Origin of the sequence: Pediococcus acidilactici DSM 20284, assembly GCF_000146325.1 — a bacterium.
In the GTDB taxonomy this organism is placed as follows: Bacteria; Bacillota; Bacilli; order Lactobacillales; family Lactobacillaceae; genus Pediococcus; species Pediococcus acidilactici.
The window spans coordinates 1,888,949-1,912,252 of the sequence record NZ_GL397067.1 but is presented as its reverse complement, the minus strand read 5'-3'; the positions used below and the strand labels follow the sequence as shown (position 1 = coordinate 1,912,252).

Sequence of the window (23,304 nt, the reverse complement as noted above, 5' to 3'; positions counted from 1 at the left end):
GAGGAATTGAGATGAGTAGTACGCGGGAATTGAACCCAAGAAGATTCAGTCAAATTTTAGTCGGGGTAGACGATTCCCCGGACGCGCAATTAGCTTTTCGGTTTGCAATGAACCGGGCTAAACAAGATGATGCTGAATTGGACTTGGTAACGGTTATTGAAGAAAACGACATTAATATTTACCAGGCGTTGGATAAAAACTTTATTACCCAAAAACGGGCCGAGCTAGAAAAACATTTGCAAGACTACCGAAAAATTGCGCTTGAATTTGGAATCAAGAAGGTCCAAACTTACATTGCCGAAGGAGAAGCCGGCGAAACGATTGTCAAAAACGTAATTCCGCGAGTTAACCCGGATTTATTAGTGATTGGCTCCTCTTCTAAGACGGGCATGGCCAAATATTTTGGCTCGCAAGCGTCATACATGGCTAAATACGCGCCGATTTCAGTACTGGTGGTCCGTTAAACCATTATTTTCAATAAGGTGCTAGCGATTTCTGAAACCGATGAATAACTAATTAAATGAGTAAATAAAGGGTCTGCGAGATGTTCTCTGCAGACTCTTTTTGTGTTTTAAGAACAATGAGGCGTGGTTTTCACAAAGTTTCAAGAAAAAACTTACGAAAAAATTTTCTTTCTGCTATAGTAATCTAGTTGCGTCATTAGATAGGGTACTTAAAACAACTAGAGTACGTGAAAGAAAGAGGGTTTGATTTTAAATGAAACAAAATGAAAACAATGGCATGATGCAAGCTAGAGTTCCAGTTGCTCATCCCATGATAGTCATGGCAAGCATGATGATTGGCGCGTTCGTAGGAATGTTTAGCGAAACTTCGTTAAACATTGCCTTACCACAATTAATGAACCATTTAAACGTCGCTGCTGGTACGATCCAGTGGTTAGTAACGGGTTACATGTTGGTAATCGGAATCGTATTACCATTTTCGAGTTTAATTTCGAAATGGTTTACTACCCGCCAGATTATTATATTTGGATTGTTGGCGTTTATCGTCGGAGCGGTAGTTTCTGCGTTATCAACAGCCTTTCCAATGTTATTGGTTGGGCGCATGATTCAAGGAATCGCGACCGGTTTGATCTTGCCAATGATGTTTACCGTGGCAATGCAAGTTTTCCCACCTTACAAACTGGGTGCGGCAATGGGAATGTGTGCCTTGGTGATTATGTTTGCACCAGCAATTGGTCCAACGTTAACCGGGTTGATTTTAGCTAAGTTGTCTTGGAATTGGATTTTCTGGGCATTTGTGCCATTCCTAGTAATTGCGTTACTATTTGCGATTTTTGGTTTGAAGAACGTCGGTGAATTGACGAAGCCTAAGGTCGACGTCCTTTCCCTACTAGAATCAATTATTGGTTTTTCTGGGATCGTAATGGGAGTCAGCTTTGCCAGTGAACAAGGTTGGGCTTCTCCGCTAGTGTTAGGCTCGTTAATTGTCGGAATTATCGTCTTAGCACTTTACGTTAAGCGGCAACTTGCCCTTGCTGAACCAGTCCTTAACTTAAAGATTTTTGCCATTCCGGCTTTCCGGACTGGCGCAGTCTTAGTAATGTTAGATTTTGGCATTATTTTGTCGGCAATGTACTTGTTGCCAATGTACATTCAACGGGGGTTGTTACTACCAGTTGCCTTAACAGGGATTATTATGTTACCTGGTGGTATCATCAACGCGTTGGTATCTGCGGTCGCTGGTCGGCTTTATGATAAAGTAGGCGCAAAGACTCCGGTACGCTTAGGCTTGATCATTGCCTTGGTAGGTGCGGTAATGCTAATATTCACCACCACCCATACGTCAATTGCTTATTTAATTGCAGCACACGTAATTTTGATGGTCGGCGCTCCGTTAGCAATGTCACCTGCGCAAACGTACGCGTTGAATTCATTACAGGGAGCACAATCTGGTGATGGAAGTACCATCATGAACACTATGCAACAAATTGTAGGTGCGATTGCGACGGCCTTGGCAACTAGTTTGTTGGGAATTGGCCAAACGGTATATCAAAATCACCATGGCAGCGGCCACTTGAGTGCAGCATTTACGAACGGTACTCATTACGGATTTTACTTTACAATTGCTTTAATTGTGGTTGGCTTATTAGCTTCATTGAGAATTACTACGGCTAAGGATGCTGAAAAATAAGTAATTGAGCCACTAAAAATGAGAGTGGGACAAAAGTCGGGTAGTTTGCGAGCATTAACTGAAAATTGACCATGATGCCTGAATTGGGCATGATGGCCAATTTTTGGTTAAGCGGAACAAACTGACTTTTGGCACACGTTGTGGCTCTATTGAAGTCAAAACACCAAAATAAAAACGATTCATGAGGAAGTTTTACCTCATGAACCGTTTTTTTGTTTAGAGACTTTTGTCCCACTCTCATTTTTTGCGTTAGCCGATTTCTTAGATTAGTGGGTCAGGGTGCTTAAAAATGACCACTACTTCTTTTGCCATAAAAACTTGATCAACGCGCGGTTAACCCGGGCATTGTTATGCAACTTGCTGTGTTGCGCGTTTTTTCCATGGATTTCAAGCTCCGTGTATGACTTAGCTCGAGGACTTACTAAATATTTTAGCGACTTAGCAGAATTTACCGGCACGGCTTCGTCAGAATGACTGCCATCGTCTAAATCGCCATAAATATTAAGTACGGCAGTTGAAGTAGGAAAATTTTTGCGCAGGTTAAGCAATTCTCGGTAAGCAGGGGCCATCCAGCTTGGCTTACCAGTAGCCTGGTTAACGGTGGCTTGCTCACTCTTCTTTTCACCCATCAGCCCGTTGTAATGTCCCGCAATTGCTACCAAGTGAGCAACCTGAGGAAGCTTGGCATTGTGCAAATTATCATTGAGATAATTGATGATTTCAAGGTTTCCCATCGAATGTCCAACTAGGTTGATTGAGTGATAATGATGCTGTTTTTCTAAAGCAACGACAACTTGTTTAATGTATTCGCCGCCACGATGATATCCGCTAACGTAATCTTCGTGGTGATTATTTGCCGTCAGTTTGTTATCCGCTAAGTTAACTTCCACAATGGGGTTAATTGCGTCCGCGGGAATGGAATGATTAAACGTAACTTGGCCATTTTTAGCAACGTCTGCGCGGACTACGGTATTAGTTACTCCGGCTTGGCGAGCTGCGTCCACCATTTTTTCTTCGGCGTGAAAGCTGCTTCCCCATCCGTGGACAAATAACGTTGGAGTGGTGGACTGAACGTATTTTGCGGTAGTTGATGAACGATGCGGACCCGTCAAGTAGACTATTCCAGTTGCGATAATCAGCAATCCCAATAAAACTAATAATATTTTTTTCATCAAATTCTCCTTAACATTGTGAAATTCTCAATGGATTTGGAATTGTTCACATTATATCCGTAATTGTGGATAATGAAAAATATTTATTTTTAATCGTTAAGGATAATGATTCGTTATATAAGGCAGTGTAATCTTAATAAATTGAAAGTTCTCGTAAATCCGCCTGAGCCTTTTCTTCGGCGTTTAAATCTTGGGTGATTTGCCCGTTTCGTAAGACTAAAAGCCGGTTACCGTATTTGACCGCGTCGCTAAGTTGGTGGGTGATCATCAGGGCGGTTAAATGATCCGCAGTAATCCGTTCTTGGGTAGCCACCATTAACTCGGTGCTGGTTTTGGGGTCGAGGGCCGCCGTGTGCTCATCTAGTAAAAGAATTTCCGGTCGCTTGATGGTTGCCATCAAGAAGCTTAAAGCTTGGCGTTGTCCGCCAGATAGGCTTCCGGTTGGGGTTTTAAGCCGGTCGCTAAGTTGGTTAGGCATGCTTGCGGTAATTTGTTTGAATTCGGCAGTATGTTGGTTTAGGCGGCGGGGCCGCAATCCGCGACGTTGTCCGCGTTTCGTAGCTAATAATAGGTTTTCCGCAACGGTCATGCGGGGGGCGGTTCCCAACTTAGGGTCTTGGAAAACCCGACTAATGTAGCGAGTCCGTTTTTCTTCGGAAAGGTGGGTAATGTCTTTTCCCGCAAGCAAAATCTGGCCTTCGTCAACGGCTAAGTTTCCAGCGATCACGTTAAAAAGGGTTGATTTACCAGCTCCGTTAGAACCTAACAGGGTGATAAAGTCGTTTTGGTAGACCTTTAAGTTAATGTTTTTTAAAATTTGGATTTCTTCGCCAGTGTGCCGGTTGGCGTAGACGGACACGTTTTTTAATTCTAAAATTACTTGGTTATTCATTTGAATCACGCTCCTGACTAATTGGTGAAAGGCCGCGACGGACAATGTTGGATAAACGCAGCTTTTGGCGTAAGGTTGGCAACATTAGGCAAAGGGCCAGTACTAATGAAGAAATTAAGTTTAAATCATTGGTGTTAAAGCCGGCCTTGAGGACTAAGAGAAGTACGAACCGGTAGATGATGCTACCGCAAACCACGGCAACGAGACGCTGGTTCATGGTCAACTCTCCAAAAACTACTTCGCCGATAATGATTGAAGCAAGACCGATTACGATGATTCCAATTCCCATGTTAACGTCGGAATAACCGTCGCTTTGGGCAATTAAGGCACCAGAAACGGCAATTAAACCGTTGGAAACCATGAGGCCTAAGTTTTTCATTTGGTCGGTATGAATGCCTAAAGATTTTGCCATTTTTTCGTTGTCCCCGGTTGCAATGAAGGCTTGGCCAAGCTCAGTTTGCAAGAAAAGCGCTAGAAGGGCAACCACCACGGTGATAATTAACAAGCCTAACAGTACGCTATCGAAGAAGGGCGGTAATGCAGTTAGGAACGCACCGCTAAACAAGGTGTGATGTCCTAATAAGGATACGTTCGAAGTCCCCATAATTCGTAAGTTGATGGAGTAGCAGGCGGTCATCACTAAGATTCCGGCCAATAAAATTGGAATCTTTCCCTTAGTGTACAGTAAGCCGGTGGTCAGACCTGCTAACATACCTACGCCAAATGCTAGTACGGTTGCCAAAAGCGGGTCTACTCCGTGAGTAATTGCGGTCACGCTCACGGCTGCTCCTAACGGAAAGGTCCCTTCCACGGTCATGTCAGGAAAGTCTAAAATCCGAAAAGTTAAAAATAATCCTACGCCAAGGAGCCCCCACAGCAACCCCTGGCCGATAGCAGAAGTAATTAGATTCATTTGTAAATACCCCCTTCCTTTTGTGCTTTTTGTAGTAAGTTATTAGGAATTTTAATTCCCATTTGTTGCGCTTGTTTTAAGTTAATGGTTAGGTCGCCGCGTTTAAGATATTCGACCGGATTTTCCCGAACTTTTTCCCCCTTTAAAATCCGCCCGGCCATTTTTCCAGTCAACACGCCAAGTTTATACTGGTTCACGCTGTAAGTGGCAATTCCGCCATTTTTGACCATGGAATCGACTGCTGGGAAAACGGGCACGTTAGCCGCGTTGGTGTTTTTGACCAACGTTGACATCGCTCCGGCAATGGTGTTGTCGGTTGGAACGTAAACCGCGTCCACCGCCTGGACCATGGATTGCGAAACCTGGTTAAGGTCGTTGGAATTCGCGATGGAATACGCCTTAAGATTAATGCCCGCCTTCTGGGCCAGTTTTTTAAATTGGTGGTACTGGGTCACGGCCGAGTTGTCACTAGAAGTATAAATAATCCCCAAAGTGTGCAAATGTGGCATAAGCTGCTGAATTAATTGCAACTGTTGGGCTAACGGCGCTTGGTCGGAGACGCCGGTAACGTTCGTAGTCGGATGCTTTAGGTTAGTCATTAGACGAGCACCTTTGGGATCGGTAATCCCGCTCATAATGACCGGCGTCGTACTGGTAGTATTTGCCAAAGCAAGGGCGGCTGGGGTGGTAATTCCAATCGATAGGTCGACCCCTTCATTTTCAAACTTCTCGCTCATGGTCTTGAGGTTACTCTGATTTCCTTGAGCATTTTGGTAGTCCACCTTTAGGTTCTTTCCTTCGGTAAATCCGGTTTGCTTTAAGCCAGCGTAAACCCCGCGCTGAATTTGTTTTAAAGCTGGTTGGTCCATTAGTTGTAGGATGCCAATCTTTTTAGTGGTTTGGCTAGCCTGGTTGGTAGAATTTCCTTCTTTGAAAAAGGCAAATCCCAGAAACGCAAAAATGATGACGATAAAACTTAACATTCTTTTCATACAAGCAAAGCTCCTTAAAATAAAGTAATAAAAAAGGACAAACCCAGAGGGCCTGTCCAAAAAAGGCCCGCATGGCGGTTAATGATCCATGCGGGCGATTATCAGCGTTATTCAACACAAATGAGCCGGCACAGATACGATCTGTATACAGGTCGTATCTTGCCTTTGCAAAACACAACCTAGTTACCGGCTTTGCCAACCATTATTGACATTTTTTCGTTTTAAAATGCTCATTTGTTTATTCCTACCTTACAAGTTAATCTTCCATGAGTATAACGGAAGACTTTTTAGTTTGTCAACGACGATTTAAAAATTACCTAGCTCTGGTTAATGGCATGGAAGTAGAAACGGGTTCCGCGATCTAAGTAATAAGTTTTCGAGAAGTTGAATAAAACGTTATTCTTCCGGTAATGCGACTGGTAAAGGGTGATATAGCGATCGCCTTGAGGAAAGCCGGTAATGGACGCAGCTTCTGGCGATAACGGTTCAATGCCAACGTATTGGTCGCTCGAATCAACGGTGACATCGTATTCGGCTTTGATAAACTCGAGGATTGATTCATGCAGGACGTCGACTGGTAGAAAAGGGACTTCATTACGTTCGTAGTAAGCGTATTCCAATATATAAGGCTGATTTTTACGGTAACGATACCGGATGATTCGGTATAGTTCATCGCCATCTTCACAACCAAACTCATTCGCCATGGCCCGGTCGGCAATCATCCGGTCAAAAGTAACTACCCGAGAAGTTAGCTTTTGATGGTTAAACCCCTCGGAAACCCCCATGGTGAGGTTAACGATCCGATCGGTGTCCGCGCCGATATTATTAATGTAGTATCCGCTGCCTTGAACCCGGCGCACAAGTCCCTTTTGGCTAATGATGTCGATGGCCTTACGAATTGTGTTCCGGCTAACGTTATACTTTTTCATTAATTCGTATTCGGTAGGCAATTTTACCTTGAACTGATGGTGATTAATTTTATAAATCAAATCATTTGCAATAAATGTATACAATTAGTGACACCTTCTTTATCTGGTCTTAATAACCTGGTGACAAATTTAAATGTTTGGCACTTGTAAAATTTGTACCTACGTTTTATAATTCAATTGTAACGTAAGCGGTTTCATAGTCAACCGCCTAAATTAAATTTATTACAGGAGTGATTCATATGGCTGAAAAAACAATTATGTTAGTATGTGCGGCAGGAATGTCGACTAGTTTACTAGTTTCCAAGATGCAAAAAGCTGCGGAAGCTGAAGGCGTTGACGCAGAAATCTTCGCAACGGCGGCATCCGATGCGGATAACAAATTATCCGAAAAATCACCAGACATTTTGATGCTTGGACCGCAAGTTCGTTATCTAGAAGACAACTTCAAAAAGAAATTAGATATTCCAGTAGAAGTTATTGATATGCAAGACTACGGCATGATGAACGGCGAAAAAGTTCTCAAAGAAGCTTTATCAGCAATGGGGAACTAAGTAACTTTGTGAATTTTTTAAAAGCGCTTTCACTTAACTGGAGCGCTTTTTTGTATCGAAAGGGGTAAATTAAATGGCTGAACAAGAACAAGATATGCAAGCAATTATGGGATTAATTATTAACGGAGGGAACGCAAAGAGTTCTGCTTTTGAAGCAATTAACGCTGCTAAGGAAGGCGATTTTAAGCGTGCTGATGAAAAATTGAAGGAATCCGACGGCTTTTTAACTGAAGCACATAACGCCCAAACCGGGATGTTGACTGAAGAAGCCAACGGCAACCATGCCAAGGTAACTTTATTAACGGTTCATTCCCAAGACCACATCATGAATGCCATCACTTTCCGGGATTTAGCCGGAGAAATTGTGGACTTATATAAGAAATTAGCTGAAAAGTAAGGTGGAGATTTGATGACGGAAAAAAATTATCGGATGCCCGCTGGTTTCTTATGGGGCGGCGCAGTTGCAGCCCATCAGTTTGAAGGCGGATGGCAAGCCGATGGGAAGGGCGTTAGCATTGCGGACGTCATGACGGCAGGTAATAAAGACACTCCGCGTAAAGTTACCGATGGAGTGGTGGATGGGGAGATTTATCCTAACCATTGGGGAATTGATTTCTACCATCACTATCGCGAAGATATCGCTCTTTTTGCTGAGATGGGCTTTAAGTGCTTTCGGACTTCGATCGCTTGGACGCGGATTTTCCCTAACGGCGACGAAACGGAACCTAACGAGGCCGGATTAAAGTTTTACGATGACGTTTTTGATGAACTTTTAAAACATGATATTCAGCCAATTATCACCCTGTCCCATTTTGAAATGCCTTATCACCTAGTAAAGGAATATGGCGGTTGGACTAATCGAAAACTAATCGACTTTTTCGTCCGGTTTGCCAAGACGGTAATGGAACGTTATCGCGGTAAAGTTAAATATTGGATGACTTTTAATGAAATTAATAATCAAGCTGATTATGACGATCCGCACCCGCTTCTCCAAAACTCGGGGTTGCTAGTTACGAAAACTACTCCAGATAAAGAAGCGTTAATGTACCAGGCGGCCCATAACGAAATGGTTGCAAGCGCGAAGGTGGTCAAGTTGGCTCACGAAATTGACCCAGATTATCAAGTCGGGGCAATGATTGCCATGTGTCCAATTTACCCGCTTACTGCTAAACCAGCGGATATTATGAAGGCTGAACGGGCAATGCAGACCCGCTATTACTACGGTGATGTTCAAGCGAATGGTGAATATCCCGCATGGTTGTTGAAGTACTGGCAACGGCGTGGTATTTCCGTGGAAATCAGTGATGAAGACCGCAAAATTTTAGCGCAGGGCACGGTGGATTACATTGGCTTTAGTTACTACATGTCATTTACGACAAAAGCTAACGATGACGATTCCGACTACGCCTACCGCGAGTCTACTGATTTAGTAGATAATCCGTACGTAGCAAAATCAGATTGGGGCTGGCAAATTGATCCAATCGGTTTGCGTTATTCCATGAATTGGATGCAAGACCGTTGGCATAAACCACAATTCATCGTGGAAAACGGTTTTGGCGCTTACGATCAAAAGACCGCCGATGGCCAGGTTCATGACGACTACCGGATTAAATATTTCCATGACCACATTCTCGAGATGGAAAAGGCCGTCGTGTTAGACGGAGTTGATTTGATTGGCTACACTCCGTGGGGCTGCATCGATTTAATCTCAGCTAGCACGGGTGAAATGGCCAAGCGCTATGGCTTCATTTATGTCGACCAAGATGATGCGGGTCATGGAAGCCTAGCGCGTTCTAAGAAGGATTCATTTGCTTGGTATCAGAAGGTAATTGCTTCAAACGGGGCGAATTTAACTACTAATTAATTAAAGCCGCTGACGTCCCGTAGGCCATAAGGTTAATACCGTTTTAAGGAGGTGATCAAGGTGTTTAGTTACGAACGAATTCAGACCCTCAATCAATTAGAAATGTTTGTTTATAAGTACGTTGCGGGTCATCTTGAAGAATGTAAAACGATGACGATTCGAGATTTATCAGCTAAAAGTCACGTATCGTCCACTACGGTTTTGCGTTTTTTGAAGAAAATGGGTTACGAAGGATTTTCTGATTTCAAATATGCGTTGCGACATCATGATAAACCCGACCGGTTTGGACAGGTAGAACAAGAATGGGGGCCAATTGCCCAATTTTTAACGCAGGCTAATTTGCCTAAGTACCGGCAAAAAATTTCCGCGATAGCGCAGTTATTTTTAAAGGCGCATACCCGCCTCTTTTTAGGGATGGGATCGAGTAGCAGTCTCGCACAGTACGGTGCCCGAGTGTTATCTAATTATGGATTGTTTTCTTTGGCAATTATGGATCCGTATCAGCCGCAACCGATTGAGGGCCGGGACTATACTAAAACTTTGATCATGTTTTTGTCCGTTTCGGGCGAGTCCGATGCAATTTTGCGACAAGCTAATTATTACCGACAAAATGGGGCGACTACCGTTGCGGTAACGGCCAACCACCTTTCAACCCTTGCACGGGTTTGCGACCATTGTCTGGCATACGACATTCCGGAAAAGAAAGTGGGAACGCTAGACTTCACTTCCCAAGTGCCGGTAGTTTACGTTTTAGAACAAATTGGTCAGCGGTGTGGCGAGCTGATGAAAAATAATAAGGTGACTACCAAGGTTAAAAAATAGTGTTATGAGAACGGTTAATTTTAAGTAAAAGAGTTGGGAATGAAAATTTTTTGTGAATTTTAGTCCCAACTTTTTTATGCTTTCAAAAGCGAATGTGCTAATTTATTCCCAATAAATCAACAGTGTTAACTATTAGGTTCAATAGCCGGGATAAAGCGGGCGTTTCCAAGACTTGTGTAGTAGTTGACAAACGGTTGAAAACGGTTACTATTTAGTTATAAACAACTAGGAGGTTGGTTACTTATGAAAATTGCTATAGTTGGTTGTACACACGCTGGAACCTTTGCGGCACAACAAATCTTAACAGAACATCCCGATTACGACGTGACGGTTTACGAACGTAATGATAATTTGTCATTCTTATCATGTGGGATTGCGCTTTGGGTAGGGAACCACGTTTCTGATCCAAAGAAAATGTTCTATTCATCGCCAGAAGCGTTGACTGAACTTGGTGCAACCATGAAAATGAAGCATGATGTTTTAGATATCGACCCCGATACAAAAACTTTAAAAGTTAAAAATCTCGCAACAAATGAAGAGTTTACCGATACATACGATAAGCTAGTTATGACGACTGGTTCATCGCCTGTAATTCCGCCAATTGATGGAATTGATAACGAACGAATCAAGCTTTGCAAGAACTGGAACGACGCGGCAGAATTAAAACGGATTGACGACGACGTTAAGTCCGTAGTGGTAATTGGTGCAGGCTACATTGGCGCTGAATTAGCTGAACAATATGCAATCACTGGCCGTGAAGTTACCTTGATTGATGGTTTACCAAACGTATTGGCAAAGAACTTTGACCCTGAAATTTCTGACCGGGTTGCCAAAGACTACACTGACCACGGTGTTAAATTAGCAATGAACGAAATGGTTCAAGGCTTTAGCGGAACTGATCAAATTACCGTTAAGACTGATAAGGGTAGTTATACAGCAGATTACGCAATTCTCTGCGTTGGTTTCCGACCACATACTAGTTTGCTAAAGAACAAGGTTGATATGCTCAAAAACGGTGCAATCATCACTGATGAATATATGCAAACTTCGAACCCGGATATTTTTGCCGCAGGTGATGCTTCAGTAGTGCACTACAATCCTACTGGCAAAGACGATTACATTCCGTTGGCAACTAACGCGGTTCGTCAAGGAATCCTAATTGGACATAACATTGAAAAACCAACCGTAAAATACTTGGGTACTCAAGCAAGTTCTGCGGTAGCACTTTTTGGTAAGACTTTGGCAAGTACCGGTTTGACCGAAGGTGGCGCACAAGCACGGGGCGTGGAAGTTGATTCGGTAACCCTTGAACAGGATTATCGTCCAGAATTCATGCTTACCACTACCCCAATCTTAATGCGCTTGGTTTGGGATCCAAAGACCCGGGTTGTCCTCGGAGGAGCGTTCTACAGCGATTATGACTGTGCACAATCTGCAAACACGATTTCGTTGGCAATTCAAAACAAGATGACCATTGACGACTTGTCGATGGTGGACATGTTCTTCCAACCAAATTACGACCAACCGCTTAACTACATTAATGCGTTAGCAATGGCGGCCGTTGCCAAGGCAGATTCTAAGAAATAGTAGACTGATTTTAAGCAGAAGGGAATCCTGAGCATGAACAAATCAAAAGTAGCGATGGTTACGGGAGCTGCGCAAGGGATCGGTAAAGCGATTGCGTTGCGTTTAGCACAGGATGGTTTCGCAGTGGGAGTTGCGGATTTAAAGGCCGCAGCCGCCCAACAAGTAGCGGATGAGATCAACGACCGCGGACAAACTGCCATTGCTGTTGAAGTTGACGTTGCTAATCGAGATGACGTGTTTAAGGCGGCTTCTCAGGTTAGTGACCAACTAGGCGGGTTTGACGTGTTAGTTAACAACGCTGGGTTAGGTCCCACAACACCAATTGAAACCATCACTCCTGAGCAATTTGATAAGGTATATCATGTTAACGTTGCTGGCCCATTGTGGGGCATTCAAGCTGCAGTTGCACAGTTTGAAAAGTTAAGCCACGGTGGCAAAATTATTAACGCGACTTCGCAGGCCGGAGTAGTGGGAAACCCTAATTTGGCACTCTACTCGGGTACTAAATTCGCGATCCGGGGAATTACGCAAGTAGCTGCGCGAGATTTGGCAGACAAGGGAATTACCGTGAATGCTTACGCACCTGGAATTGTAAAAACCCCAATGATGATGGACATCGCTCATCAAGTCGGTCAAAACGCTGGCAAAGATGACGAGTGGGGGATGCAACAGTTTGCAAAGGACATCACCTTAAAACGACTTTCGGAACCGGAAGACGTAGCTGCGACCGTTGCGTTCTTAGCTGGTCCGGATTCCAATTACGTTACCGGACAAACCATCATTGTGGATGGCGGAATGCAGTTTCAGTAAGTCAGTTTTAATTTAGCTTTGAACTAGTTCAGAACGAGAATTATATCGTTCTGGACTTTTTTATTGTGACGGAGAATTGTAAAACAATGGTGACGGATGAAATTTTAGCGATTGTTATTTAATTAATGGTGGGCTTGCGAGATAGTCAAAATGCGTTCCCAAGCCCAAATTTCTCCGGTGAACAAAAGTTTAATTTGCAATGCAGACTAAACGTGCTCCAGTTTCCAATCTTTTCCGGTTAGTAAAATTATGCAATCAATCGCCAAACCTGCGATTAATTGCATAATTAAACTAAGTCTGTGTTTTTATGGAAGATAGTCAAAATGCGTTCCCAAGCCCAAATCTCTCCGGTTAATGAAATTAAAAAAATAAGCGTAAACGCTTAATTTTTTAATTTCATTAATCCTCAAGATTTAACCGGGCTTTTCCACGCTCTCAATTGAGCACCATCCTCGCCTTTTTTTCCTTTGTTTTGTACAATTACTTTAATAAAAATGATAAATTGCTAACATTTAGAACGTTAAATCTCCACTGAAAGCGGTTTTATTAATCGGTAAAATAGACCCATGGAGTGAAACTATTTTTATTGTTTTAACTATGTGTCGTAGCCCGGGCTCGGATGAATTATCACGCCAATTATTTCGATACGGTTAGTTTAAAACAATAAAAAATTTGCTCAGTGTCCTGATTGAGGGGTTACCGAAAGCATTTGTCGTATTTAACTAGTTAGATATTTTTACGCGTATTTAAGAGTACTAGCTAAAACGTTGCTACTAGTGAGATCGATTCGGATTGCTTCATCAATCGTGATTAATGATCGCCGCTAAACAACTAAATTTTAAGTAAACAGTCAAATTATTAAGTGAGCTGAATGTTCTGCTCACGGACACAAACTTTTTAGAGGTGATCAACTTGTCAGAAAAAAAGCCGCCCAAAAAAATTGGTTTATTGCCATTATGTGCGCTAGTGATTAGTTCATCGATCGGGGGTGGGGTGTTTGGCCTACCATCCGATCTAGCACGTGCAGCGGCTCCGGGACCGGTGATAATCGCATGGTTAATTGTCGGTTTTGGAATTTTAATGTTAGCTTTGTCATTAAATAACTTACTGCTCAAGGAACCGAAGCTGGAAGGCATGTTTTCCTATGCGCAAAAGGGATTCGGACCGTTTGCAGGTTTTATTAGTGGCTGGGGATACTGGTTGTCCGCCTGGCTTGGCAACGTGGCGTTTGCAACCATGATGATGAGTGCTTTGGGGTATTTCTTCCCCGTCTTTAAATCAGGACAAAACTTACCTTCAATTTTGTTAGCAAGCGTCTTGCTGTGGTGTTTAACCTACTTTGTCAGTCAGGGAATTGAAGGCGCTGCGATTATTAACATGGTGGTTACCATTGGTAAGCTAGTCCCGTTGTTCGTTTTTATCGTAACTGCAATTATTTTATTTGATGGGCATCTTTTTACCCAAGCTTTCTGGGATAACGTAGGAAGCCACTTTGTAGTCAGTGACGTAATGCAGCAAATTAAAAACTGCACGATGGTGATGATGTGGGTCTTCGTTGGGATCGAAGGGGCTTCCACCCTCTCCGCACGGGCGCAGAAGAAGTCAACTGCCGGAAAGGCAACCATGTTTGGTTTGATTAGTCTATTAGCAATTTACATGCTAATCTCAATCTTGCCATATGGCTACCTAACCCGGACGCAGTTGGCGGACCTTCATCAGCCAGCGCTATTATACGTCTTTGCCCAGATGGTAGGTCCTTGGGGCGGTTACCTGATTGGCATCGGCCTAATCGTTTCCATCTTAGGTGCGTGGTTGTCGTGGACAATGCTACCAGCAGAAACCATTTTGCTAATGGCTAAGCAAAAGCTATTGCCAAAGTATTTTGGTAAGGTCAACCGGCATAATGCACCAACATTTGCGTTAGTAATGACTGCGTTTTTAGTCCAGGGCTTTCTGTTTACCTTGTTGTTTACCTCGCGTGCGTATAACTTTGCTTATTCGCTTTGTACGGCTTCGATTATCGTCTGTTATATCCTAGTAGCAGCGTACCAAATCAAGTATTCCTATCAACACCTAAACGTAAAGGGAAATCGGGCGCAACTAATGATTGGAGTTTTCGCGTTAGTATTTGAAGTCGTGGGGATTTGGATGGCAGGGATTGAGTACTTATTACTCTGTTTAATTGCCTACTTACCAGGTATTTACTTCTACGGGAAGGCTCGTCAGGAAAATGGCTGCGCAGTCCGCTTGTCGCACAAAGAAAAATTAGTGACCGGATTGCTTACCGCGGGTGCGCTATTGAGTGTGGGTCTAATGTTTACGGGCGGAATCTCGCTTTAGGAATGTGTTATATTAGAACTTTGGTTACTTGATTTAAGAGCTAAGAATCATCAGCTAGGAGTAATGATATGACAAACGAGCAGGATTCCATTCGGGATAATCCGAAAAAGTATTTAAAAACTAAACCGGAATTTAGTGATTTTACCGATGCAGAGTTGCAACAGCTTATTAACCAAATGCACGTAAAGCAATTTCCCAAGGGACAGGTTTTATTTGATCAAAGCGATGATCGAGAAAATTTGTACTTTGTGATTAAAGGTTTGGTACGAGCGGAGCGAACCGATGCAAACGATAAATTCACTTTTTATACATACATTAAGGCCGATCTTGCTTTTCCTTATCGGGGAATGTTTACGGAATGTTATTATCCGTACACAGCCCAGGCAATGACCGATATTGAAATTGTCTATTTTCCAATGTCAGTTTTTGAATCGTTGTTACGACAAAATAACGCGGCATTGGTCAAGGTGGTTAAGGAAATGAGTTCAATCATTAGCGAATCAGAAGATCAGATTCAGCAGTTAGTTACCCCAAGCGCACGACAACGAATTGTTCAAGCGTTGAAAACTTTTGAAGCTGATTTAGGACAGCTCCAGCCGGATGGTAGTTCTAAAATTCCGTATCCCCTCCGCATTAAGGAATTAGCAGTGATGAGCGGAACCAGCCGGGAGACTGCCGGACAGATTGTCAAATACTTGGTGGAACAAAACTTAATTGATTATGAACATAAACGGTTTGTTTTTAAACCTGAATTTTTTCAGGATGAAGATGACGACTAACTAACAAAATTGAAGGCACACAATTAAATACAACTAAAAAAGGTGGTCAACTGGCGTGGGACTTATTTTTAAAGAACTTTTGCGAGGTTGACCATTTTTTGGTAAGGGAGTGTGCCATTATGTTAACAAGGGGAAAACAGCGTTTTAAGCTTAAAATGCCGGGAGCGTTTGTAATTTTATTCATTTTGACGATTGTGGCGGTAATCGCTACGTGGGTAGTTCCTTCAGGGAGTTACGCAAAATTGGCGTACAACCAAGCAAACTCGTCTCTACAGGTAAAACAGCCTAACGGACAGGTTGAAAAGGTACCAGCTACCCAAAAAGAATTGGATAAACTGGGTGTTAAGATTAACATTCAGAAGTTCACGTCGGGAAGCATTAACCAAGAAATTTCAATTCCCAACACCTACCAGCGCTTGAAGCAGCATCCTGCAGGAGTTGATCAAATTACTTCTAGCATGGTTAACGGAACTATCGAAGCTGTCGACATTATGGTATTTATCTTTGTGTTAGGCGGCTTAATTGGTGTGGTAAGGGCAAGCGGAGCCTTCGAATCCGGTTTGCTAGCGCTGACGAAGAAGACGAAGGGGCATGAGTTTCTGTTAATTTTCTTAGTAGCGACGTTAATGGTTCTAGGCGGAACGTTATGCGGAATTGAAGAAGAAGCGGTGGCTTTTTATCCAATCCTCGTGCCCGTCTTCATTGCGATGGGCTACGATTCGATTGTCTGTGTGGGAGCCATTTTCTTAGCTAGTTCAATTGGGACGGCCTTTTCAACAATTAACCCGTTTTCCGTAGTAATTGCCTCCAACGCGGCGGGGATTAGCTTCACGGAAGGTTTACCATGGCGGGCCTTTGGCTGTGTAGTGGCGGCGTTGTTCGTAATTGGCTACCTCTACTGGTACAGTAAGAAGGTTAAACAAAATCCGGCAGCTTCGTACTCTTACGAAGACCGGAATGAATTTAACCAAAAATGGTCGGTAATAAATAATGATGAACAACAAGCAGCGTTTACCTTACGAAAGAAAATTGTTTTAGCGCTATTCGTAGCTGGTTTTCCTTTGATGGTTTGGGGAGTAATGACCCAGGGCTGGTGGTTCCCTAAGATGGCGGCTTCGTTCTTGGCCTTTGCCATTTTGATCATGATTTTAACGGCGACTGGTAAAAATGGAATTGGGGAAAAAGGTGTCGTTGACGCGTTTGTCAACGGTGCTTCGAGCTTAGTCGGGGTATCGTTGATTATTGGGTTAGCTCGAGGAATTAACTTGATTTTAAACCAAGGAATGATTTCCGATACAATCCTAGACTTTTCCTCGTCGTTAGTTGCCCACATGAGCGGGCCGGTATTTATTATCGTGATGTTATTTATTTACTTCGTCCTGGGCTTCATCGTGCCATCGTCTTCTGGTCTAGCGGTACTTTCAATGCCAATTTTGGCGCCGTTAGCAGATACGGTACAGATTCCACGTTTTGTTGTGGTTACGGCCTATCAATTCGGGCAATATGCAATGTTGTTCCTTGCCCCAACCGGGTTGGTAATGGCTACCCTCCAAATGCTCGACATGAAATATTCCCACTGGTTCAAGTTTGTTTGGCCGGTAGTGGTTTTCTTACTTGTTTTTGGTGGGGGAATTTTAGTGGCCCAAGTCTTGATGTATTAAAAACGTATCGATATAAAAACAGGAGCTTAGTTAGCTCCTGTTTTTTAATGCTTTGTAAAGATAACGGTGTTGGGTTTAGAATGCTTATTTTAGTTGCAGAGATTGTTTACAGTAAAAATTAGTAAAGGGTGGTCAGACGCTAGGAATCTTGTAAAATAGCCGCGACTCGGCGTTTTAAATCGGGAACCACTTGTTCTTCAAACCACGGATTTCTTGCCAGCCAGATATTATTTCTGGGTGAAGGATGGACTAGTGGAAAATACTTTGGTAAGAATGATTGGTAATTTTTTACCAATTCCGTGGTGGTTGTCTTCGGAGTGGTTTTTAAGTAATAACGTTGCGAGTAAGCGCCAATCAACAAGGTTAATTGGATGTTAGGCATGGCAGCCACCATTTGGGGGTGCCATTTTTCAGCGACGGCCTTACGAGGAGGGATATCCCCGCTTTTGCCTTTTCCGGGATAGTAAAAGTCCATTGGCAGAACGGCAATTTTTCCAGAATTGTAAAAGGTCTCGCGCGAAATGCCCATCCAATCCCGAAGCCGATCGCCGCTTTTATCATTCCAGATAATTTCTGTATCCTGCACGCGTTTGCCGGGTGCTTGGCCGACGATGAGAATTCGCGCCTGGGGATTGAGCATGTAAATGGGGTGCCAACCCTTTTCAGTAAAGATGGCATTTTGCGGATCCTGCATGATTTCTTTGAAAAACGGCATTTGATAATCCAAACAAATTCTCCTTTCTATTAGGAAACTACCTCCAGTATACATCATTGAAAACGTTATCTTGAGAATAACGCTAGCAACTAGCGCATTCTTTGTTATAATTGTCAGAGTAAATAGTAATGATTACTCTTTAGGAGGAAGAAGATGCGCGGAAGGCGAAGTTGGTTAGCAGGTTTAGTTTTGTTACTAGCGGGAGTATTTTTGCTTGGGGGATGTACGGTAACTAAGCCAAAACATTCGGATAAGGTTCAAGTAGTTAGTTCGCTTAATTTTTATGGAGACGTGGCCAAGAAAGTTGGCGGTAAGTACGTCAAGGTGACGAATATTATTCAAAATGCGGCGACTGATCCGCATGATTTTGAGCCAACGACCAAGACGGCTAAACTCATGGTGGATGCTGATTTAGTAATTGAAAATGGGATGGGAACGGATGCCTGGATGCAACGGATCACCCCGCATAAAAAGGGACTTCAGGTGATTAATCTTGGACATTTGATGAACAAAAAGAATGGCGAGAACCCTCATTTGTGGTACGATTTGGCAACTATGGAACGTCTAGCAAACCAGGTGGCTAAACAGTTAAGTAAGAAAGACCCGCAACATCGCGAATTTTATCAGCGAAACGCCCAAAAATACGTTAAATCGCTGCAGCCAATCCAGAAGAAGATTGACGAAATTAAACAACAAAGTTCGGGGAAAAAAGTTGCGGTAACCGAACCGGTTTATGATTACACCTTGCGGGAGTTAGGCTACCAAATTAGCGACCGGAAATTTGCGCTTGCAATCGAAAACGAGACCGATCCTTCACCAAAAACGGTTGAAAGCCTGCAACAAGATCTTAAGCAGCGCCGAGTGGAATTCATCGTTAACAACCAACAGACTGGTAATAAGGTAATTGATGAAGTTTTAAAAATGGCTAAAAAACATCACGTTCCCGTTATCAACGTTACGGAGACGATGCCGGACGGTAAGTCGTATCAAGAGTGGATGGTTAGCCAACTAAATCAAATCAGTAAAATAATAAGAGGGAAAGATTAATGACGGAGACATTGGTACAAGTACACGACTTAACGGTCGAGTTCCCGGGACAAAAACTTTTCAATCATTTAAGCTTCAACATTGACCGGGGCGAATTTTTAAGTGTAATTGGTGAAAACGGGGTGGGGAAGACCACTTTAATTAGGACGTTGTTACACCAAGTTAAGCCGACTCACGGGGAGATTAAATTTCGGTCGGCAGTGAACATTGGTTACGTGCCTCAGTTTAGAAATATTGACCGAGATTACCCATTATCCATTCGGGACTTTGTAGCCCTAAATTTGCAAGAAAGTCGGTTACCGTGGTTACCCAAGAAAGAACGCCAACAACTAGACAAAATTTTGCAAGAAACGGGTTTGGTAGAAATTCAAAATACCCGGATGGGTCGGGCGTCCGGTGGACAAAAGCAACGGGCGTATTTAGCTCAGGCACTGGTCGATCAGCCGGATTTGTTAATCTTGGACGAGTCAACTGCAAGTTTGGATAGTGTTCGTAAATACGAACTTTTCGACTTGGTGCAACATTTTAATCGGCGGCACGGATTAACGGTATTATCAATTACGCACGATTTCGATTTAATGAAAAAATATTCCGACAAGTACTTATTGTTGAAAGAAGACCGGTACGCGTTGGGCGAAGTCAGCGATATTCACAGTGAGGAGGATTTGCCCAATGTTTAGTTTTGAATTTATGCAAAATGCCTACATCGCCGGAACTTTTATCGCCATTATTTGTGGGATTATGGGAGTCTACGTAGTGGGGCGCAACATGTCGTTCTTGTCCCACATGCTCTCAGAAATTGGCTTTTCTGGGGCGGCGTTCGGAATTTTTATGGGATGGCAAGCCTTAACGGGGATGTTGCTGTTTACCATTGTGAGCTCAATTTTGATTGGTAAAATGAGTGTACAAGCATCACGACGAGAATCGGCAATTTCAGCAGTTTCAAGTTTGTTTTTGGGGCTTGGAATCTTATTTCTTTCAATTTCTAACAAAAACGTTAGTTACGCTACTAACATTTTGTTTGGGAGCGTAATTGGAATTGGTCGGTCAGAAGTTCGCCAAGTATTGTTGCTCACCATCGTGGCCTTAGCCTTCATCTTGTTGATGTACCGACCGCTTAAGTTTGATTCGTTTGACCACGTGGGTGCTTCTGTAAAGGGGATTCACACAAATTTTATTTCAATTATCTTTTTAGTAGTATTAGCGTTGAGCGTTAGTACGGCAGCCCAAATTGTGGGTTCACTGTTAATTTTTGTGTTACTAACGTTACCGGCAGCGGCCGCAAAAATTGTGGCTAAAACGGTGAGTGGCATGATGCTGTTTGCGGTAGGCGCAGCTTTGGTAGGCGTTTGGCTAGGACTATACTTGGGCTACGTAACGAGTTGGCCGGTAAGTTTCTTCATCGCCTTAATTGAATGCACGGTGTACTTTTCAGCGATGTTGCTGGGGAGAAAAGATTAGAATACCTCAAAATTGGGGACGAAATTTAAAAATTAACCAGCTAAGGGGATTGGTCGCAAGTTTAGCGATTGATTCCCTTATTTAATTGGATGGAGGAATTGGGGTGCCTAAGTGTGATGGGGCTACGCAAGCAGTAAATGGCAGTTACCACCCAATACATAGTAATTTAACGATTGAAAAGGGCTGTTTTCCGGTTCTTTTTACATTTATGAATTTTTGCAATAAATTATATTAAGGTTTTCGCCTAAACCCGAACATTATCCTTGAACTGTGGTATGATATTGGTTAATGAGAACAAATATCTAATAGACAAACGAAGTGGAGTGAAAGCAATGAAACTGAAGCGTAGTGAACGGCTGATTGATATGACTAACTACCTTATTAATCATCCCCGCACACTAATAACTTCTGGATTTTTCGTTAAGCGATATTCATCCGCTAAATCTTCGATTAGTGAAGATTTATCAATTATGAAATCAACTTTAGCAAAAAGACAGTTAGGAACCATTGAAATTACTAATGGAGCGGCTGGTGGAATTAAATATTTACCGGGAATTGGGAAAGCAGAAGCCCAAAAGGTTATTCAGGATCTCACGGAACAACTTTCGGATCCGGATCGTAAGCTGCCTGGTGGGTATCTGTATATGTCCGATTTATTGGGGCACCCGGACACCTTGCGTGCAATTGGACGGATGCTAGCTAGTGAGTACGTATTTTCCGACGTCGATGCGGTAATGACCGTGGAAACTAAAGGAATCCCGCTAGCCCAAGCAGTAGCCAACTATTTAAACGTTCCGTTCATCATTGTGCGGCACGAATCGGTGATTACGGAAGGCTCGACAATTTCGGTCAACTACGTATCCCGTTCTTCGGAACGTATCCAAAAAATGGAGCTTTCTAAACGCAGTTTACAGCGCGGAATGAAGGTTTTGATTGTGGATGACTTCATGAAGGGTGGCGGCACCGTTCATGCAATGGTCGATCTGCTGAAAGAATTCGAAGCAGAATTGATTGGAATTTCGGTACTAGCTGAAGGAACTTACAAAGGACAACGGGCAATTGAGGACTTCACTTCATTGTTGAACGTGGACACTTCCCAAGCCGGACAAGTTCAAATCAAGGCCGGAAACTATTTTGAAAGAAATTTTAAAGAAGACACTAAGGAGTAATTGTAGCAATGGTGAAAAGTACGATTATTTTAGCAGCGGGTCAAGGAACCCGGATGAAGTCAAAATTATATAAGGTATTACATCCCGTTTGCGGTAAAGCGATGGTGGATCATGTTTTAACTCAAGTTGAAAAAACGGATATGGACCACGTGGTTACCGTAATTGGTCACGGTGCAGAAAAGGTTCGGGAATTGCTTGGGGACCGGACGGAATACGCGGTTCAAAAGGAACAACTTGGTACGGGGCACGCCGTTTTACAAGCTGAAGACATTTTAGGCGACAAAGACGGGATTACAATGATTGTTAGTGGCGATACGCCGTTGTTTACCGCTAAAACTTTTGAAAACTTATTTGAATATCATCGTCAAAAGGGCGCTGCGGCTACAATTCTCACTGCGCGGACCGATAATCCTTTCTCATATGGCCGGATTGTGCGTAACGACCTTGGGGTGGTGGATAAGATTGTTGAACAAAAGGATGCCACTCGTGAAGAAGCAGAAATCACGGAAATTAATACCGGAGTTTACTGTTTTGACAATCAGAAATTGTTCAAGGCTTTGCACCAAGTTAAAAATGACAATGCTCAAGGAGAATACTACCTTCCTGACGTAATTGGAATTATGAAGGCGGCTGGCGAAATTGTCGCAGCTTACGAGATGGATGACTTTAGCGAATCAATGGGAGTTAACGACCGGGTGGCCCTTTCGAAGGCAACTAAGGTAATGCAACAACGCATCAACGAAGTGCACATGCGTAATGGAGTAACCATTGTGGATCCGGAAAATACATACATTGATTACGGGATTGAAATTGGCGCTGACACCGTAATTGAACCAGGAGTTCAACTACAAGGTCAAACCAAGATTGGTTCGGATTGCGTGATTGGCGCACATTCTAAGATTGTGGATTCGACTATTGAAGACCGGGTTACGGTCACCTCTTCGCAAATTGAACAGGCCATCATGCACCACGACAGCAATATTGGACCAAATAGCCATTTGCGCCCGAAAGCTGAAATTGGCGAATTTGTCCACGTCGGTAATTACTGTGAAGTTAAGAATGCTAAATTGGGGGCCCGGACTAAAATGGGCCACTTAAGCTACGTTGGGGATGCAGATGTAGGTACGGATATCAACATCGGTTGTGGCGTGGTATTCGTTAACTACGATGGCATCAACAAGCATCACACTACGGTGGGTGACTACTCGTTCATTGGTAGCAACGCCAACATCGTGGCCCCAGTTAAATTAGCGGACCACAGCTACGTAGCTGCTGGTTCAACCATTACTGGCGACGTTAACCAATACGAAATGGGCATTGCCCGGGGCCGGCAAGTTAACAAGGAAGGTTATTTCAAAAAACTTCCGGTTTACGAAGCAGCTTTAGAAGCTGAAAAAGAAAATCAACGTGACTAATCATTACTAAGTTGATCCCTCAAGCACGCAG

Annotated in this window: 22 protein-coding genes; 16 read left to right on the top strand and 6 right to left on the bottom strand. The window is 43.1% G+C overall.

Going from position 1 to position 23,304, the window contains the following annotated elements; all coding sequences use genetic code 11:
• Positions 1–11 precede the first annotated feature (11 nt).
• Entirely contained in the window at positions 12–464 is a 453-nt protein-coding gene (locus HMPREF0623_RS09075) for a universal stress protein (protein ID WP_002830192.1), read from the top strand.
• A 253-nt stretch (positions 465–717) separates the two neighbouring features.
• Complete coding sequence (locus HMPREF0623_RS09070; protein ID WP_004166795.1) at positions 718–2,154, top strand: DHA2 family efflux MFS transporter permease subunit; 1,437 nt, start codon at positions 718–720, stop codon at positions 2,152–2,154.
• 296 nt (positions 2,155–2,450) lie between these two features.
• On the opposite strand, the gene HMPREF0623_RS09065 is transcribed toward HMPREF0623_RS09070, so the two are convergent.
• The 5 genes from HMPREF0623_RS09065 to HMPREF0623_RS09045 form a co-directional block, all read right to left on the bottom strand.
• Positions 2,451–3,326: an alpha/beta hydrolase gene (locus tag HMPREF0623_RS09065; RefSeq protein ID WP_004166793.1), complete on the bottom strand. Its 876-nt coding sequence runs from the start codon at positions 3,324–3,326 to the stop codon at positions 2,451–2,453.
• A gap of 133 nt (positions 3,327–3,459) precedes the next feature.
• Complete coding sequence (locus HMPREF0623_RS09060; protein ID WP_004166792.1) at positions 3,460–4,218, bottom strand: ABC transporter ATP-binding protein; 759 nt, start codon at positions 4,216–4,218, stop codon at positions 3,460–3,462.
• On the bottom strand, positions 4,211–5,131 hold the full coding sequence (locus tag HMPREF0623_RS09055; RefSeq protein ID WP_002830972.1) for an ABC transporter permease: 921 nt from the start codon (positions 5,129–5,131) through the stop codon (positions 4,211–4,213). Before HMPREF0623_RS09055 ends, HMPREF0623_RS09060 begins: the two co-directional genes overlap by 8 nt.
• On the bottom strand, positions 5,128–6,123 hold the full coding sequence (gene trpX / locus HMPREF0623_RS09050; protein WP_004166791.1) for a tryptophan ABC transporter substrate-binding protein: 996 nt from the start codon (positions 6,121–6,123) through the stop codon (positions 5,128–5,130). Before trpX ends, HMPREF0623_RS09055 begins: the two co-directional genes overlap by 4 nt.
• Positions 6,124–6,440: 317 nt before the next feature.
• Positions 6,441–7,136, bottom strand: coding sequence for a GntR family transcriptional regulator (locus tag HMPREF0623_RS09045; protein ID WP_002830974.1), 696 nt, complete (start codon positions 7,134–7,136; stop codon positions 6,441–6,443).
• 155 nt (positions 7,137–7,291) lie between these two features.
• On the opposite strand from HMPREF0623_RS09045, the gene HMPREF0623_RS09040 reads away from it, so the two are divergent.
• The 9 genes from HMPREF0623_RS09040 (at position 7,292) to HMPREF0623_RS09000 (ending at position 17,466) form a co-directional block, all read left to right on the top strand.
• Positions 7,292–7,603, top strand: coding sequence for a PTS sugar transporter subunit IIB (locus tag HMPREF0623_RS09040; protein ID WP_002830186.1), 312 nt, complete (start codon positions 7,292–7,294; stop codon positions 7,601–7,603).
• Between the two features lie 73 nt (positions 7,604–7,676).
• Positions 7,677–8,000, top strand: coding sequence for a PTS lactose/cellobiose transporter subunit IIA (locus HMPREF0623_RS09035; RefSeq protein ID WP_002830184.1), 324 nt, complete (start codon positions 7,677–7,679; stop codon positions 7,998–8,000).
• Between the two features lie 12 nt (positions 8,001–8,012).
• Positions 8,013–9,467 carry a 6-phospho-beta-glucosidase gene (locus HMPREF0623_RS09030; protein ID WP_002830976.1) on the top strand — a complete coding sequence of 485 codons (1,455 nt, stop codon included), beginning with the start codon at positions 8,013–8,015 and terminating at the stop codon, positions 9,465–9,467.
• A gap of 60 nt (positions 9,468–9,527) precedes the next feature.
• Positions 9,528–10,289, top strand: a complete 762-nt coding sequence (locus tag HMPREF0623_RS09025; RefSeq protein WP_036671463.1) for a MurR/RpiR family transcriptional regulator — start codon at positions 9,528–9,530, stop codon at positions 10,287–10,289.
• A gap of 243 nt (positions 10,290–10,532) precedes the next feature.
• Positions 10,533–11,876, top strand: coding sequence for an FAD-dependent oxidoreductase (locus HMPREF0623_RS09020; RefSeq protein ID WP_004166789.1), 1,344 nt, complete (start codon positions 10,533–10,535; stop codon positions 11,874–11,876).
• A 33-nt stretch (positions 11,877–11,909) separates the two neighbouring features.
• On the top strand, positions 11,910–12,686 hold the full coding sequence (locus HMPREF0623_RS09015) for a (S)-acetoin forming diacetyl reductase (RefSeq protein ID WP_004166788.1): 777 nt from the start codon (positions 11,910–11,912) through the stop codon (positions 12,684–12,686).
• A 912-nt stretch (positions 12,687–13,598) separates the two neighbouring features.
• On the top strand, positions 13,599–15,026 hold the full coding sequence (gene arcD, locus HMPREF0623_RS09010) for an arginine-ornithine antiporter (RefSeq protein ID WP_002830179.1): 1,428 nt from the start codon (positions 13,599–13,601) through the stop codon (positions 15,024–15,026).
• Positions 15,027–15,094: 68 nt separating this feature from the next.
• Positions 15,095–15,805 carry a Crp/Fnr family transcriptional regulator gene (locus HMPREF0623_RS09005; RefSeq protein ID WP_002830982.1) on the top strand — a complete coding sequence of 237 codons (711 nt, stop codon included), beginning with the start codon at positions 15,095–15,097 and terminating at the stop codon, positions 15,803–15,805.
• Between the two features lie 119 nt (positions 15,806–15,924).
• On the top strand, positions 15,925–17,466 hold the full coding sequence (locus HMPREF0623_RS09000) for a YfcC family protein (protein ID WP_004166786.1): 1,542 nt from the start codon (positions 15,925–15,927) through the stop codon (positions 17,464–17,466).
• A 139-nt stretch (positions 17,467–17,605) separates the two neighbouring features.
• On the opposite strand, the gene HMPREF0623_RS08995 is transcribed toward HMPREF0623_RS09000, so the two are convergent.
• Positions 17,606–18,193 carry a uracil-DNA glycosylase family protein gene (locus HMPREF0623_RS08995; protein WP_002830175.1) on the bottom strand — a complete coding sequence of 196 codons (588 nt, stop codon included), beginning with the start codon at positions 18,191–18,193 and terminating at the stop codon, positions 17,606–17,608.
• Positions 18,194–18,334: 141 nt separating this feature from the next.
• On the opposite strand from HMPREF0623_RS08995, the gene HMPREF0623_RS08990 reads away from it, so the two are divergent.
• From HMPREF0623_RS08990 to glmU, 5 genes are all read left to right on the top strand, one after another.
• Positions 18,335–19,228, top strand: a complete 894-nt coding sequence (locus tag HMPREF0623_RS08990) for a metal ABC transporter solute-binding protein, Zn/Mn family (protein ID WP_002830984.1) — start codon at positions 18,335–18,337, stop codon at positions 19,226–19,228.
• On the top strand, positions 19,228–19,908 hold the full coding sequence (locus HMPREF0623_RS08985) for a metal ABC transporter ATP-binding protein (protein ID WP_004166784.1): 681 nt from the start codon (positions 19,228–19,230) through the stop codon (positions 19,906–19,908). The genes HMPREF0623_RS08990 and HMPREF0623_RS08985 overlap by 1 nt, the downstream gene beginning before the upstream one ends.
• The gene (locus tag HMPREF0623_RS08980; protein WP_002830987.1) at positions 19,901–20,689 is read left to right on the top strand and encodes a metal ABC transporter permease; all 789 of its coding nucleotides are present in this window, start codon (positions 19,901–19,903) and stop codon (positions 20,687–20,689) included. The genes HMPREF0623_RS08985 and HMPREF0623_RS08980 overlap by 8 nt, the downstream gene beginning before the upstream one ends.
• Before the next feature lie 332 nt (positions 20,690–21,021).
• Complete coding sequence (gene purR, locus HMPREF0623_RS08975; RefSeq protein WP_002830171.1) at positions 21,022–21,858, top strand: pur operon repressor; 837 nt, start codon at positions 21,022–21,024, stop codon at positions 21,856–21,858.
• Between the two features lie 8 nt (positions 21,859–21,866).
• Positions 21,867–23,273 carry a bifunctional UDP-N-acetylglucosamine diphosphorylase/glucosamine-1-phosphate N-acetyltransferase GlmU gene (gene glmU / locus HMPREF0623_RS08970; RefSeq protein WP_002830170.1) on the top strand — a complete coding sequence of 469 codons (1,407 nt, stop codon included), beginning with the start codon at positions 21,867–21,869 and terminating at the stop codon, positions 23,271–23,273.
• Positions 23,274–23,304: the final 31 nt, after the last annotated feature.